This is a genomic window from Citrobacter sp. RHBSTW-00524, assembly GCF_013747755.1.
Taxonomy (GTDB): domain Bacteria; phylum Pseudomonadota; class Gammaproteobacteria; order Enterobacterales; family Enterobacteriaceae; genus Citrobacter; species Citrobacter braakii.
Genome location: NZ_CP056421.1, coordinates 1,747,360 through 1,763,147, shown reverse-complemented (window position 1 = coordinate 1,763,147; position 15,788 = coordinate 1,747,360). Strand labels below are relative to the sequence as shown.

The 15,788-nt window shown below is 52.6% G+C and carries 9 protein-coding genes and 1 pseudogene; 3 read left to right on the top strand and 7 right to left on the bottom strand.

The annotated features are described in order from the left end of the window. The first annotated feature begins 105 nt into the window (after positions 1 to 105). The gene (locus tag HV229_RS08365) at positions 106 to 1,353 is read left to right on the top strand and encodes a SulP family inorganic anion transporter (RefSeq protein ID WP_141875444.1); all 1,248 of its coding nucleotides are present in this window, start codon (positions 106 to 108) and stop codon (positions 1,351 to 1,353) included. Here the strand turns inward: HV229_RS08365 and mgtE are convergent. The 6 genes and pseudogenes from mgtE to HV229_RS08335 form a co-directional block, all read right to left on the bottom strand. Then, the gene (mgtE, locus tag HV229_RS08360; protein WP_016153782.1) at positions 1,316 to 2,752 is read right to left on the bottom strand and encodes a magnesium transporter; all 1,437 of its coding nucleotides are present in this window, start codon (positions 2,750 to 2,752) and stop codon (positions 1,316 to 1,318) included. The two genes, HV229_RS08365 and mgtE, sit on opposite strands and share 38 nt — an antisense overlap. Before the next feature lie 105 nt (positions 2,753 to 2,857). Next, complete coding sequence (locus HV229_RS08355) at positions 2,858 to 4,501, bottom strand: multidrug ABC transporter permease/ATP-binding protein (RefSeq protein WP_181547264.1); 1,644 nt, start codon at positions 4,499 to 4,501, stop codon at positions 2,858 to 2,860. A gap of 35 nt (positions 4,502 to 4,536) precedes the next feature. Beyond that, positions 4,537 to 5,227, bottom strand: a pseudogene (gene alkB, locus HV229_RS08350) (DNA oxidative demethylase AlkB). Next, complete coding sequence (ada, locus tag HV229_RS08345; RefSeq protein WP_053389547.1) at positions 5,227 to 6,291, bottom strand: bifunctional DNA-binding transcriptional regulator/O6-methylguanine-DNA methyltransferase Ada; 1,065 nt, start codon at positions 6,289 to 6,291, stop codon at positions 5,227 to 5,229. Before ada ends, alkB begins: the two are co-directional and overlap by 1 nt. 79 nt (positions 6,292 to 6,370) lie before the next feature. Then, positions 6,371 to 7,423 (bottom strand): FAD:protein FMN transferase ApbE, encoded by a 1,053-nt coding sequence (gene apbE / locus HV229_RS08340; RefSeq protein ID WP_016153786.1) that lies wholly within the window; start codon positions 7,421 to 7,423, stop codon positions 6,371 to 6,373. A gap of 115 nt (positions 7,424 to 7,538) precedes the next feature. Then, entirely contained in the window at positions 7,539 to 8,639 is a 1,101-nt protein-coding gene (locus HV229_RS08335; RefSeq protein ID WP_016153787.1) for a porin OmpC, read from the bottom strand. Between the two features lie 738 nt (positions 8,640 to 9,377). On the opposite strand from HV229_RS08335, the gene rcsD reads away from it, so the two are divergent. Next, the gene (gene rcsD, locus HV229_RS08330; protein WP_181547262.1) at positions 9,378 to 12,047 is read left to right on the top strand and encodes a phosphotransferase RcsD; all 2,670 of its coding nucleotides are present in this window, start codon (positions 9,378 to 9,380) and stop codon (positions 12,045 to 12,047) included. Positions 12,048 to 12,063: 16 nt separating this feature from the next. Continuing rightward, positions 12,064 to 12,714, top strand: coding sequence for a response regulator transcription factor RcsB (rcsB, locus tag HV229_RS08325; RefSeq protein WP_003027592.1), 651 nt, complete (start codon positions 12,064 to 12,066; stop codon positions 12,712 to 12,714). Positions 12,715 to 12,825: 111 nt separating this feature from the next. Here the strand turns inward: rcsB and rcsC are convergent, their stop codons facing one another. Further along, positions 12,826 to 15,672, bottom strand: a complete 2,847-nt coding sequence (gene rcsC / locus HV229_RS08320; protein ID WP_016157017.1) for a two-component system sensor histidine kinase RcsC — start codon at positions 15,670 to 15,672, stop codon at positions 12,826 to 12,828. Between the last annotated feature and the right edge of the window lie 116 nt (positions 15,673 to 15,788).

The following is a 15,788-nucleotide window of genomic DNA, read 5'->3' as shown; positions in this document are numbered from 1 at the left end:
TCTGGAAACCGATCCGTCAGACAGGTACTATGCTGCGCTTTGCTATTCACCGCACGGATGCCTGTCGGTCTGCTGTATCGGGCCATTTTTGACCTAAGAGTAACGATGTCTGCAACTCAACCCACCTCTGTCGCAGTAGCGGAGCACGCGACGCGCGCAGTGCTGCGCCAACCCCGTTTACTGGTTCGCGAAACGCTGGCCGGTGTGGTAACCGCCCTGGCGCTGATCCCGGAAGTGATCTCTTTTTCCGTTATCGCCGGCGTCGATCCTAAAGTCAGCCTGATAGCCTCAGTCGTACTGTGCCTGGCAATGTCATTTTTAGGTGGCCGTCCGGCAATGGTTACCGCAGCGGCAGGATCGGTCGCGCTGGTGATTGGCCCGATGGTGCATCAACACGGCGTCCAGTACATCCTGCCTGCGGTGGTGCTGGCCGGGATTATTCAGATCCTGTTTGGCGTATTGGGGATGGCGCGTCTGATGCGATTCATTCCTACAGCCGTCATGACCGGTTTTGTGAACGCGCTGGGTATTTTGATTTTCTTTGCCCAGGTCCCGCATTTCTGGGGTAAAAGCCCGCTAATCTGGGGGCTGTTTGTCCTGACCCTGCTGATTGTGCTGTGGGTTCCGCGGTTTATTAAAGCGATCCCCGCGCCGCTTATCGCCATCGTGCTGCTGACGGTGTTCACTGTCACCAGCGGACAACTATTACCGACCGTCGGTGACGAAGGTTCAATGCGCGGCGGCCTGCCGGGATTCACGCAGTTATTGGTACCACTCAACCTGCAAACGCTGGCGATTATCTGGCCCTGCGCGCTGAGCATCGCTTTTGTCGGATTAATGGAGTCGCTGTTAACCGCCCGTCTGGTGGATGACCTGACGGTTACGCCGTCGAATAAGAATCGCGAGAGCGCCGGGCTGGGGATAGCCAATATTCTGGCCGGTTTTTATGGCGGCATCGCCGGGTGTGCGATGATTGGTCAAACCATCGTTAACGTCGAGATGGGCAAAGGACGCAGCCGCGTCTCGACGGTCGCCGCCGGGCTGGTGCTGTTGTTGCTGGTCACTGCGTTAAGCGAAGTAATGGCGAAAATCCCCATGTCGGTGCTGGCGGGAATTATGGTGATTGTGGCGGTGAAAACCTTCAGTTGGCACAGCATCCAGCCCGCTACGCTGCGGCAACTCCCCGTTACTGAAACGCTGGTGATGCTGATGACCGTCGCGGCAACGGTGTCAACCGGCAACCTGGCGCTTGGCGTGGTTGCCGGGGTGATGACGATGCTCATTCTGCCGCGTATCGTCAGAGGCAAACGTGCGGCTACATCAGAAACAGCGTTGCCAGACCGAGAAAAATAAAGAAACCACCGGTATCGGTGATTGCCGTAATCATGACGCTCGAGCCGACCGCCGGGTCGCGCCCGAGCTTCACCATCGTCATCGGAATAATAACGCCCATCAACGCCGCCATCAGCAAATTGAGCATCATCGCCAGGGTCATCACGCCGCCGAGCGCCATGTCATCGTACAGCCACCAGGTAATGCCGCCCATAATTCCGCCCCACACGAGGCCATTAATCAACGCCACGCCCATTTCGCGCAGGATCAAAAACGTCAGGTTTCCCGGCTGAATATTTTGTAGCGCCAGCGCGCGAACAATCATGGTGATGGTTTGATTCCCGGTGTTGCCGCCGATCCCCGCCACAATCGGCATCAGCGAGGCCAGCGCGACCAGTTGCGAAATTGTATGTTCAAAGCCGTCGATCACTCGCGAAGCGATAAAGGCGGTACAAAGGTTAACGGCCAACCACGCCCAGCGGGTTTTTACCGCTTTCGTGACGGGGGCAAACACATCCTCTCCGGCGCTTAAGCCGCCCATTCGACGCAGATCGGTATCGGTTTCTTCATAGACCACATCGACGATCTCATCGATGGTTAAACGGCCCATCAGTTTACCTGAAGAGTCAACGACCGCGGCACTGACCAGGTCGTCACGTTCAAAGGTTCGCGCGGCGTGTTCGGCGATATCTTCCGGAGAAAAGGTGAGCGGATCATCTTCCATCACCTCGCTGACTTTTCGCTGCACATCATTGAGCAGAATACAGGTGAGCGTCAGTTCCCCGACCAGCACTTTATTGCGGTCGGTCACGAAGAGTTTATCGGTGTTCTCCGGCATTTTTCCCAGCCGCCGCAGGTAGCGTTGCACCACTTCCAGCGTCACGTCCGGACGCACGGTGATAACTTCGAACTCCATAATCGCACCGACGCGATTCTTCTCGTAGTGCAGCACCTGGCGGACGCGCGCCCGCTCCTCGGCCGGTAACGTCGCCAGCAGTCGACCCGTGAGGTTACGAGGGAGGTGCTGAACCAGATAAATCTGTTCGTCGATATCAAGGTATTGCAACGCATCCAGCAGCTCACGATCGCTCATCTCATCGATCAGGTCGTCCCAGACGTTTTCAGACGCCTCAAGCAGGACGTTACCGCGCTTTTCACTTTCGACCAGTCGCCACAGGGCGTGACGCTCTTCAGAAGGTAATGCTTCGAGGGTATCCGCCAAATCGGGCGGCGGCAGGTGGGCGACCAGCGCCCCTACCTCAGCAATATCGTCGGCTAACGTGCCGACGTCATATTGCTCAGCCAGGGTAAGCTTGCCCAATAGCGTTGAAACAACGGCTTTATCAGTGGTCAGCAGCCAGATAAGACGCGCACGCTCTTCATCACGCAGTCTGGCGCTGTTTTTGTTTGTTACAGGCATTAATCATAAATCCATGATATGAAATATCATTAATCATGATGCCGATTTATGTAAATAACAATAAACAGTGCCGCCGGGTGGATAAAAAACCGGCGGCATGTGGGATCACGCAGTGCGGGCCACCGCGTCACGCGAGGCGGCATCACGCTCATCGCCCAGCAGTTCACTCAACTGTCCGTTACGCATTTCCAGCAGACGATCGGCGTGAATAAAATAGTGATCGTCATGGCTAATGGCGAAGATAGTTTTACCCATTTCTTGCATCAGCGGTAACAGGACCTGATAGAACTCACGACGGAAATGGGGATCCTGATCGGCTGCCCATTCATCCAGCAGAATGATGTCGCGCTCCTCCGCCAAAGCCAGCAGCAGCGCCACGCGTTTCTTCTGCCCTTTCGACAGCTTCAGATTGAGGATGCGACCATCGTTCATCTCCAGCTTGTGACCCATCTTCAGATGTTCCAGCCACTTCGCTACCAGCTGCGGATTGGCTTCATTACCTTCCGGCCCCAGCAGTTTGTCGAACAGCCAGACGTCGGTAAACACGGCGGAAAACAGCTTGCGATAATCTTCCGGCTTTTCAACGGCCACGGCCTTACCATCAAGCAAAATTTCACCTGACTGCGGCTGGTATAGCCCGGTCAGTAACATCGCCAGCGTAGATTTCCCGCTGCCGTTGCCGCCAATCAGGAAGATCAGTTCACCGCGATGAATCGTCAGATTTACCGGCCCTACGGAAAAGGCATTATCCTGATAGTGGAAAACCACGTTACGCAGTTCCAGCGTTTGCCAGTTTGGAAAAGCGGTTGGGCGCGGGAATTCGGCCTTAAAAGGTGCCAGTGCGAATTTATTCAGCTTGTTGAATGCCACCTGCGCAGTGAGCAGGGTTGGTAGCGCGCCAACGGCAGAGAGCAGCGGCGTACGCAGGAATAACAGCGTCAGTGAGTAAGTCGCCGCCACGGCGGTATCCGCCCAGCCCAGACTATTCGCCATCCAGAACACCAGGCCAATGGCGCCCAGCATCATAATGTTTGACCAGTTGACCGCGCTCAGGTGGAAGGTATCGGCGCGAATAATATGGTGACGGTACTCTTTGGCATCCGGGACGTACATCTGATTAAAGATATGCTCGGCGCGCTCGCGGTTGAGCGTCAGCTCTTTGCGCCCTTCCAGCACCGTCTGATAATCGTTGTACAACTTGTCTTCTGTTTCGCGCAGGGTAGCCATGTGCTTATACACCCGCGCCACCAGCACAAATCCCCCCCAGATGGTGATTGCCATCCAGATAGCCGTCACCAGCAGCATTTTGGTCGACAGCATCGCCAGATACGCCGCCGATCCGATGGTCAGGATAATCCCCTGCACCAGCTCAGGCAGACGAACAAAGGCGATGGTGATGTTGCGAATGTCGCTGGTTAAACCGGCCAGCAACGAGGCGCTGCCAAGCTGTTCAATACGCTCGACGTGGGTATCCAGAATACGTTTGATAAATTCGCTACGCAGGCGGTAGACAAAGTGGTGGCCGAGCGTGGTCAACGCCAGCTGAGAGCCGAGAGTGACAACCATCAATAGCAGCAACAGGCCAAGAAACTCCGGCAGCACCATCAGCGTGGTGTCGACCGTTTCAATCAGACGCTGGTTGATAAACGCAATCAGCCCAATCCCCAACGCAGCGCTGGCGAGGCTGAGCGCCATGACGCTGATAAATGGCCAGCGATACTGCCGCCAGACAAGAAGTAAAAGTTCCATGTGAACAACCCGGACAAGTAATAACAGCCCGCAGTTTAAACATCTCTTCGCTGACAGCAAAAATAATTCTTATTTTTATTCTTTTTTACCCGCCTGACGAAACGTCAGATTGTAGCGACAGTCTCCGGTCAACGGATGATACCCCGTCTTAAGCGGCTGGATCCCATGATAAAACAGCCGCGAAGTACCGCCCCACACCACCACATCGCCATGTTCCAGCAGCAAACGCTTTAAGGGGTCATTACGGCGCAAGCCGCCAAATTGAAAGATGGCCGGCAATCCTAGCGACACCGAGACAATCGGCGCCCGCAGGTCGGGTTCGTCTTTATCCTGATGTAAGGACAGTTTTGCCCCTGGCGTGTAGCGGTTAATCAGACAGGCATCGGGTTGAAAATCAGCATAGCCCGCCGCCGTCGCTGCCTGTTGGCACAGGTCAGCGAATGCATCCGGCAGCGGCGGCCAGTGCGCGCCGGTTAGCGGATCAAAAGGAGAATAAAGGTAACCATGTTGATCGGTCGTCCAGCCCAGACGACCGCAGTTGGTCATTGCCACCGACATCGTGTAGCCGCCGGGCGTCACCATCTGGCGAAACGGCGACTGTCTGGCGATAGCCGCTATCGCCTGCAGCAGAGACGGTGCGCAGTCAAAAGCGAAGCGTCGCAGAATAACCGCGCCTGACGCCAGCGGCTCCTGCCAGGGTTTCGCATCCGCAAAGAGATCGAGCATTATGTTTCCTCGCCAGTCGTTTCACGTTGCAGTAACTGTGCTTTGCGCGCAATGCCCCACCGGTAGCCCGAAAGCGCGCCATCGCCGCGGATCACCCGGTGACACGGGATGACGATTGCCAGTTTATTCGCCCCACAGGCACTGGCCACCGCACGCACCGCCTTCGGTTTGCCGATGGCGCTGGCCAGTTGCTGGTAGCTCATCGTTTCGCCGCACGGAATTGCGCGCAACGCCTGCCACACCTGCTGCTGAAATGCGGTTCCCCGGATATCCAGCGGCAGCGATAACGGCGCGTCACGCGCATTGATTGCGGCGATCACTTCGCGCACGCGCTGCTGAAAATCGGCATCTGCTGGCACATCCTGAGCGGCGGGGAACAGCTCATGCAGATCCGCAACCAACGTAGCGTCATCATCACCTAGTAAGATCGCGCAGATACCACGTTCGCTTTCCGCCACCAGACAGCGACCCAGAGTGCAATCTGCCAGGGTATAGCGTACAGAAACGTTGTCACCACCTTTACGAAATTGCTTTGCGGTCATGCCTAACGTCTGATCCGCTTTTCGGTAGTAGCTGCTGCTGTCGGGAAATCCGGCGTTGAGAATTGCCTGCGTTACCGGAACGCCTTTCGCCAGCGCATCGCGCAGACGGCGGGCGCGCCAGGACTGCTGCCACGCTTTGGGGGTCATGCCCGTTGTGGCTTTGAACAGGCGATGTAAGTGATACGGGCTCATCGCCACCTGCTGCGCCAGCTCGTCCAGCGTGAGGGGAGATTCCTGCTCCAGTAACTGGCAGGCGTGGGCTATTTTCTCCAGCCGATGCTGGTGGGCGCTGTCTTTATCCGGCTGACAACGTTTACAGGGACGAAAACCGGCGGCCAGCGCCTGCCGGGCATCGGCAAAGAAACTGACATTTTTGCGCAGCGCATGTTTCGCCCGACAGGACGGACGGCAGAAAATGCCGGTAGTCTGGACGGCGAAAACAAACTGACCGTCAGCGTCGGCGTCACGATCCACAACGGACTGCCAGCGGTCATCATCAGTTATGCGTATACGATTTTTCATTATGGACTCCTTTGTTAAGCATAGCGCTTAGCCTCAGTGTGTCCCCATAGCCGGATACAAAAACCCGCAATCTTGCTTTTTAATTTTTTTCGCTGAGCAGGAAGCTTTTAAACTGCGGCGACATCCAGGTTTTAAACCCCTCGCCCTCTTTTATAATCATATAGACCGCGAGTCCTTCACGACGCACCACCTCTTTGGCCTTTTCCGGACCGAGAACCATCAAACCGGTATCCCAACCGTCAGCCTCCAGCGCCGTTGGTGCGATTACCGTTACAGACACCAGGTTGTGTTCAATCGGACGACCGGTTTGCGGATCAATAACATGGGAAAGGCGCTTACCATCCAGCTCATAATAGTTACGGTAGCTGCCGGAGGTGCTAATGCCATGCCCGTTAATGTCGACAATCGCCTGCACCGCGTTTTCGCGATCGGTCGGTTTCTGAATCGCGACTCGCCACGAAAGCCCGTCTGCATTCATACCGCGGCTGTTCAATGCTCCACCAACGGATACCAGATAACGGGCGATCCCTTCCTGCTCCATTAATCGTGCCAGATGATCGGCGGCATAACCTTCGCCAACGGTCGAGAGATCCACGTACAGCTCGGGCAAATCTTTTTGCAGGTAGTTCCGATGCGCCTCATTAACAACCTTCAGATGTGAAAGCCCGGTTTGCGCTTTTGCGGCGTCAATTTGCGCCTGCGTAGGAATATGCACCGGTTGCTGATCCGGGCCAAAGCCCCACAGATTGACCAACGGACCCACGGTAATATCCATGGCCCCACCGGTTTTTGCGCCAATGCGTAACGCCGAAGTCACGATATCGGCCATAGCATCATTAACCGGCCATGGCGACAGGCTTTTCGACAGGTTAAAGCGCATTAACGCAGAATCATTTTTATAGGTAGAGAGAAGCTGATCGTCGGCATCCAGCTGAGCCTGGATCTTCGCCTGCAGTTCCCCGGCGCGTTTGGCATCTACGCCCACCGCACTGACCCGCCAGAAAGTGCCCATGGTTTTACCTTCCAGAACGGTGGCAGGTTGTGTGGTCTGGGCAGGTTTCGGGGCTTCATCGCACCCGACAAAAAAGATCGTCACAGCCAGTAGTGCTGCGCGATAGAAATTCACTTCCATACGTAATTATCCTCATGCGAACGGGCGCAAGAGTACACCAAAAATCGTTGTTTGTACGACGAAAAAACGGCATTAAAAAAGGCCCCGCAGGGCCTTTTAACGACATGAGCGCAGATTAGAACTGGTAAACCAGACCCAGCGCTACGATATCATCGGTAGAGATGCGAGCATCACGGGTGAACTGGTTGTCATCCAGCAGGTTGATTTTGTAATCAACATAGGTAGACATGTTTTTGTTGAAGTAGTAGGTCGCGCCAACATCAACATATTTCAGGATATCCTGGTCGCCGTAACCATTGTTCAGGTCTTTACCTTTGGACTGCAGGTAAGCCACGGACGGACGCAGACCGAAGTCGAACTGGTACTGCGCAACAGCTTCAAAGTTCTGTGCTTTGTTAGCCCAGCCCAGGTTGCCCGCACGCGTTGCGTTGTAGGTCTGGGTGTACTGTGCTGCCAGGTAAACGTTATTCGCGTCGTATTTCAGACCGCCAGTGTAGGTTTCAGCACGGTCACCGGTACCGAAGTTCAGACGGTTCTGCTCGTCAGTACGTTTGGAGCTGGTGACTGCAGTACCCAGCGCGAAGCCTTCACCGATATCATAAGTGATAGATCCGCCAACGCCGTCGCCGTTCTGACTCAGCGCATCACGACCGTTGCCGGTCACACCAGTCATACCTTCGCCTTCCGGGCTACCGTTTTTACCCTGGTACTGCAGGGCAAAGTTCAGGCCATCAACCAGACCGAAGAAGTCGGTGTTACGATAGGTCGCGAAGCCGTTACCACGCTGCTGCATGAAGTTGTCAGAACCGTAGGTGTCGCCGCCGAATTCCGGCAGAACGTCGGTCCAGGACGTTACGTCGTAAACTACGCCATAGTTACGACCGTAGTCGAAAGATCCTACGTCAGCGAATTTCAGACCAGCAAACGCCACACGGGTCCAGGAGTTGTTTTCGTTTTCAGAGGAGTTACCCTGAATCTGGTATTCCCACTGGCCGTAACCGGTCAGTTGGTCGTTAACCTGGGTTTCGCCTTTGAAGCCGATACGCATATAGGTCTGATCGCCATCTTTAGTGGAGTCATCAGAGAAATAGTGCAGACCGTCTACTTTACCGTACAGGTCTAATTTGTTGCCGTCTTTGTTATAAATTTCAGCCGCATTTGCTGCGCCTGCTACCAGCAGTGCTGGTACCAGGAGGGACAGTACTTTAACTTTCATGTTATTAACCCTCTGTTATATGCCTTTATTGCTTTTTTATGCCACTGCATACTGATTAAGGTCATTAACCAGTCGGCAACTTCATTCTCCGCAAAAACACAGAATAATCCAACACGAATATGATACTAAAACTTTTAAGGTGTTTCATTTATCGGCATAGGTGTTTCAAAATATTAATACGAGGGAACTTTTTTAAAATCAAAAAACAGGCAAAATAAGCACAAATAATCAAGAACTATTTTAATTAAATTTAAAATCAATATGTTACCTTGAAAATAGTTATAGCACTGACTGACAAAACAAAATCTTCACTCGCAACTAAAATAGACTCGCTATCATCATTAACTTTATTTATTACCGTCATTCATTCATGAATGTCTGTTTACCCCTATTTCAACCGAATGCTTCGCGTTCGGTTTTTTTTTACCCTTCTTTACACAAAACTTACCGTTCTGTGCTACCGATGCAAAACTATAACAACTATTAACTATCTCATTGCGTCGTATTCAGATATAAATCTGATTAATAATTTCTTGTTATTTAATGCTAAATGTATACATTCCGTACAAATATTTGTACCCGCCTTTATCCACTGTACACCTTTGCATTGTCATAGCTGCAACAGAATGGAGCGTAAAAAATGCGGGCCATCCGGCGTGGTGTAAGTGTGGCAATTCATATATTACCCTTTATACTGCCCCATCATCTTTCGCGTCGTTTAACAGGTCATAAACACGAATGAGTCAGTCTGACACAACGGCTTCTACCCGATTCTCCCTGCTACCGGGAAGTATTACCCGTTTCTTCTTATTACTGATCGTTGTGCTGTTGGTGATGATGGGCGTTATGGTCCAGAGCGCCGTCAACACCTGGTTAAAGGATAAGAGCTATCAGATTGTCGATATCACCCATGCCATTCATAAAAGGGTCGATACCTGGCGATACGTGACCTGGCAAATCTATGACAATATTGCCGCCACGGCCAGTTCACCTGGTGCAGAAGGACTGCAGGAAACGCGTCTGAAACAAGACGTCTATTATCTTGAGAAACCGCGCAGAAAGACCGAGGCGTTGATTTTCGGTTCCCATGACAGTTCTACGCTGGAGATGACCCAACGCATCTCAACCTATCTTGATACGCTGTGGGGCGCGGAAAATGTTCCGTGGTCTATGTATTACCTGAATGGTCAGGACAATAGCCTGATCCTTATCTCAACGTTGCCGCTAAAAGATCTGACTTCCGGTTTTAAAGAGTCGACGATTGGTAATATTGTCGATTCACGGCGCGCGGAAATGTTACAACAGGCCAATGCACTGGATGAACGTGAAAGCTTCTCTTCACTGCGCCGTCTGGCATGGCAGAACGGGCATTACTTCACGCTACGCACGACCTTTAATCAGCCTGGACATCTGGCAACGGTTGTCGCCTTTGACCTGCCGATTAATGACTTGATCCCACCCGGCATGCCGCTGGACAGCTTCCATCTGGTTCCAGATGCCACGTCAACAACCGAGCATCTGAATGAAAAAGAGTCGCCTGACAGCGTCAGCATTAATTTCAACAACAGTAAAATTGAGGTCTCTTCGGCGCTAAACTCAACGGATATGCGGCTGGTGTGGCAGGTTCCGTTTGGCTCATTGCTGCTCGACACCTTACAAAGCATTCTGCTGCCGCTGTTACTCAACATTGCTTTGTTGGCCCTGGCGCTGTTTGGCTATACCACCTTTCGCCACCTCCCTGCCCGTTCCACCGAAGTGGTACCAAACCTTGCGGCAAATAATGAACTGCGTGTTCTGCGCGCCATCAATGAAGAGATTGTGTCTCTGCTGCCTCTGGGCTTGCTGGTGCACGATCAAGAAGCAAACCGCACGGTTATCAGCAATAAAATTGCCGACCACCTGTTACCGCATTTAAATTTGCAAAACATTACCAGTATGGCGGAGCAGCATCAGGGGGTGATTCAGGCCACCATCAATAATGAGCTGTATGAGATCCGGCTGTTCCGCAGCCAGATCTCATCGAGAACGCAGATCTTTATTATTCGTGACCAGGACCGCGAAGTGCTGGTTAATAAGAAGCTGAAACAAGCGCAGCGACTGTATGAGAAAAACCAGCAGGCCCGAGCGGCCTTTATGCAGAATATCGGCAGCGCACTGAAAGACCCGGCGAAAACACTTGCCGCTAATGCTGCCGCACTGAATAGCCCGGACAGCCAGAAACTGGCCAATCAGGCAGACGTTCTGGTGCGTATGGTAGATGAAATCCAGTTGGCCAACCTGCTGGAAAGCGACGCCTGGAAAAGTGAATCGACGCTGTTTTCCGTGCAGTCGTTAATTGATGACGTGGTTCCGGAGGTTCTGCCAGCCATTAAACGTAAAGGGCTGCAGCTACTGATTAAAAATCACCTTAGCGCCCATGATGAACGCCGCGGCGACCGCGATGCCCTGCGCCGTATTTTGCTGTTGCTGATCCAATATGCGGTAACCACCACGCAAATTGGCAAAATCACGCTGGAAGTCGACCAGGATGAATCGGAGACTGAACGCCTGACCTTCCGCATTCTGGATACCGGGCAAGGTGTCACGTTGAATGAAGTTGATAACCTGCACTTCCCGTTCATCAATGACACCCAGGGCGATCGGTATAGCAAGGCCAACCCGCTGACGTTCTGGTTATGCGATCAGCTCGCCCGCAAGCTAGGTGGACACCTGAACATTAAAGCGCGGGAAGAACTTGGAACACGTTATATAGTCCATGTTAAAATGCCGCTGCACGATCAACATGCTGAAAGTGAAGAGCGTTTGTTAGATGACGTCTGCATAATGGTTGATGTCACCTCTAATGACGTACGCAGCATCGTATTACGCCAACTGGAGAACTGGGGAGCAACCTGCATCACGCCTGATGAGCGGTTGAATAGTCAAGAATATGATCTCTTTTTAACAGATAATCCGTCTAATCTTACTGCCTCAGGCCTTCTTTTAAGCGATGATGAGTCTGGCGTGCGGAAAATTGGCCCTGGTCAGCTGCGCGTCAACTTTAATATGAGCAATGCTATGCAGGAAGCTGTCCTCGAGCTGATAGAAGAGCAGCTGGCACAAGAAGAGATCCAGGAACTCCCCCTCGGCGGAGATGAAAACGCCGAACTTCATGCCAGTGGTTACTATGCACTCTTTGTAGACACAGTACCGGATGATGTTAAGAGGTTGTATACTGAGGCAGCAACCAGCGATTTCGCTGCGTTAGCCCAAACGGCCCATCGCCTGAAAGGCGTGTTTGCCATGCTTAATCTGGTACCCGGCAAGCAGTTATGTGAAGCGCTGGAACATCTTATTCAAGAGAAAGATGCTCCAGGTATAGAAAAATACATCAGCGACATTGACGATTACGTCAAGAGCTTGCTGTAGCAAGGTAGCCCAATACATGAACACTATGAACGTAATTATTGCCGATGACCACCCGATTGTACTGTTCGGTATTCGTAAATCACTTGAGCAAATCGAGTGGGTAAACGTTGTCGGCGAATTTGAAGACTCCACTGCACTGATCAACAATTTGCCTAAGTTAGATGCTCATGTGTTGATTACCGACCTCTCCATGCCGGGAGATAAATACGGTGACGGGATCACGTTAATTAAGTATATCAAGCGCCATTTCCCGAGCCTGTCGATTATTGTTCTCACCATGAACAACAACCCGGCAATCCTGAGCGCGGTGCTGGATCTCGATATTGAAGGAATTGTCCTGAAGCAAGGCGCGCCAACAGATCTGCCGAAAGCGCTTGCCGCGCTGCAGAAGGGTAAGAAATTCACCCCGGAAAGCGTTTCTCGTCTGCTGGAAAAAATCAGCGCCAGCGGTTACGGCGACAAACGTCTGTCACCGAAAGAGAGCGAAGTTCTGCGCCTGTTTGCCGAAGGTTTCCTGGTTACTGAAATCGCGAAAAAACTCAACCGCAGTATTAAAACCATCAGCAGCCAGAAAAAGTCGGCAATGATGAAACTCGGTGTGGAAAACGATATCGCCCTGTTGAATTACCTTTCTTCCGTCACGCTGAGTCCATCAGACAAAGAGTAATTCTTTTAACATCGACGTGCCTGATGGCACGGCGTTTATCAGGCCTACGAATGACACAATGTTGTGCGTGTTACGTAGGCCGGATAAGGCAAACGCCCCATCCGGCCTCTTTTATTCCCGCGCCTTTCTCACTCTTTCCGCATAGACCGTCAGCGTTTGCTTCAATACATCTAACGTCACCGGCTTAGACAGACAGCTATCCATACCTGACTCCAGACAACGCTGCTTCTCTTCAGCCAGCGCGTTGGCCGTCACGCCGACAACCGGCAGGGTTAATCCTAACTGGCGAATACGCTGGGTCAGACGATAACCATCCATATTCGGCATGTTAACGTCGCTCAGCACGATGTCGATATGGTTTTTACTCAGTACATTGAGTGCGTCCACGCCGTCATTCGCGGTTTTACACTGATACCCCAACGATCCCAACTGATCGGCCAGTAAACGCCTGTTGATAGGATGATCGTCGACCACCAGAATCATCATGTCATCGTTAGTTGCAGCAACTTTATCCGGGGCTGGCAACGCCGTTGAAAGCTCTTCACTGCTCAGCTCAAGGCTGTAGATATGCGCCAACAGCGCGGGCAATTCGTGAGGCGATGCCACGCTGTGCACCCACTCCCCGGGCACCCTTTCCAGCGGAATACCGATATGACGACGGCAGAAAATCACCGCGGCACGTCCCTGCCACGCCTGGTCCAGCACATCGTCGGCAATCAGCAGGTCATCCGCATCCGGTTGCTGTCCCTCATAGCACTGCACCGTCATCCCGTTACGCGCCAGACTGGATTCAATAAACTGGTACAGCGAAGCGTTACGCACCGCCAGCCAGCAACGTTTGCCGACAAGCCCTTCGATACCTTTTTTCAGCGGGTACTGCGCGCCATAAAGCGGAATACGCAGCATAAACTGGCTACCCATTCCCGGTTCAGAATCGACGGAAATATCCCCATCCATCATGCTGATCAGTTTTTCACAGATAGCCAAACCAAGCCCGGTTCCCTGGAAATTACGCTGTACGCCGGTTCCCACCTGGAAGAAAGGATCGAACAAGCGGACGACCTCTTTGGCTGGGATCCCAACCCCGGTATCACGCACGCGAATACTGAGATAGTCTTCGTTGCACTGCACGTGCAGCACAATGCAGCCGGTATCGGTAAACTTGATAGCATTACTCAGTAGATTGGAAATCACCTGCTGTAAACGCATCGGGTCACCATTGAGCGCCACCGGTACATTCGGGTCGATAAAGCAGTACAACCCCAGCTGTTTGCGAACCACCAGCGGCAGATAGTTAGCCGTAATATGATTCATTACTTCACGCGGTGAAAACTCGCGCGGTTCAATCTTCAGCTGTTCAGATTCAATTTTCGAGAAATCGAGAATATCGCTGATAATTTTCAACAGCAGGCTGGAAGAGTTGTTCATCGCCGTCACCAGGCGATCCACTCCGTTGGGTAACTCTTTGGTTTGCAACAAATCAAGGTTACCGATAATGCCATACAGCGGCGTACGCAGCTCGTGGCTTACCGTCGCAAGGAACATCGATTTGGACTGGCTCGCCTGCTCCGCCGCCTGCGCCATCTCCTGCAACGACTCTTCCATTTTAACGCGCGCGCTGATGTCAACCAGCACACAAATTGCCACGTTTTCATTACGATAGCGCGAGTGCACAAAGCTGATTTGCAGATTGGTATTGTTGCTGGTCAGCACATCAACAAAATTGACCTGCTGGCCGCAGATAATTTGCGTTAACCGTTGCCGGTCTTCATGCGTTAGCATGTTGAGATAGGTGTGCGCCAGCTCATTACTCAGGATGTTAATGCCATCTATCGTACGCAGAATACAAATCCCAACCGGCGCAGAAGCCACGATTTTACGGTTAAACTGCTCGTGCTCTTCCAGACGCTGGGCATCGCTTTCCGCAGGAATAAAAATGCGCCGCTCATACATGCGCGTGAGCATAAATAACGCCGCGCCAACCAGCACATTCAGCAGAATAGCGTTCAGGATCATCATGCGGATCCGCTCCAGCACCAGGTCGACCGGTACTGAATAAACAATGCTTAGCGATGACGGGGGCAGGTTTTTCTTCAGCACCAGTTCGTGAAAACCCGACGTATAGCCAAACCAGGAGCGCTCCTGCATCCAGCGAGGTTCAGCCTTAATATTCCCCTCGGGGCCGGTGAGCGAAATCAGCGCATGACCATTTTCATCAAGGATGGTCACACCCATCGGCAAACTGCCCGGCGTGAAAAAGTTCTCCATGCGGATAGGCTGTTCCACACCCAACAGCGCCTGCAGGCGATTAGCGAGATAAACCGGCGTCAGCGCATAGAAATAGCCTATCCCCGGCCGCGGCCCCTGGCTAATCCAGAACAGGTTATTACCGTTTTCGTCCTGCGGTGCATTGCGATACTTAATAATGCGCTCATGCAGCGCCTTCAACGCCCCGTCACGTTCGACAGGCATATCACGCAGACCGAAATTGGCCATGCAAAGGTTATCGCTGCCGATCAGGAACACACGATTCAAATCATAGGCCGCGGAAAAGTTATCCCGCCAGTAGCGCATAAACCACGCCAGCGATTCCAGCGAACCTCGCCAGGCGTTGCCCATCACCGAGCAGTCGGAGTCGGCAAACAGCGGCTCGAAGTTTGGCACGGCGGTTTTATCATCCCGCGCGCGCAACGACATCACGCCGTTTTCCGCCGTTAAGCGATTCTCCGCGATATATTTCAGCTCCTTAATCACATCAGAGGTGCGCTGAATGTAACGTTGGGCCTGATCGGAACTGAGGTTAAGCTCCTGGTGAATCTCGGACTCTCTCTGGTGCAGCGCATTCACGATGTAGAAAACGGAGGCAAATGCGATTAGCCCCCAGATCAGGAGCGCCAACGCCCTGAACAGATAGCGTGAGACTTTTAGCGTTGAATGAACGGAAGCAAGGTATTTCAAAGGGGCGAAGCTCCGCCTCAGGGCATTAATAGAGTGTGGTTAAGGTAGCGGTAAATGTCCGGCGTCGCAATGCCCTCTCTTTACGGGAATATGATACACCGCTCTGAAACCATTGT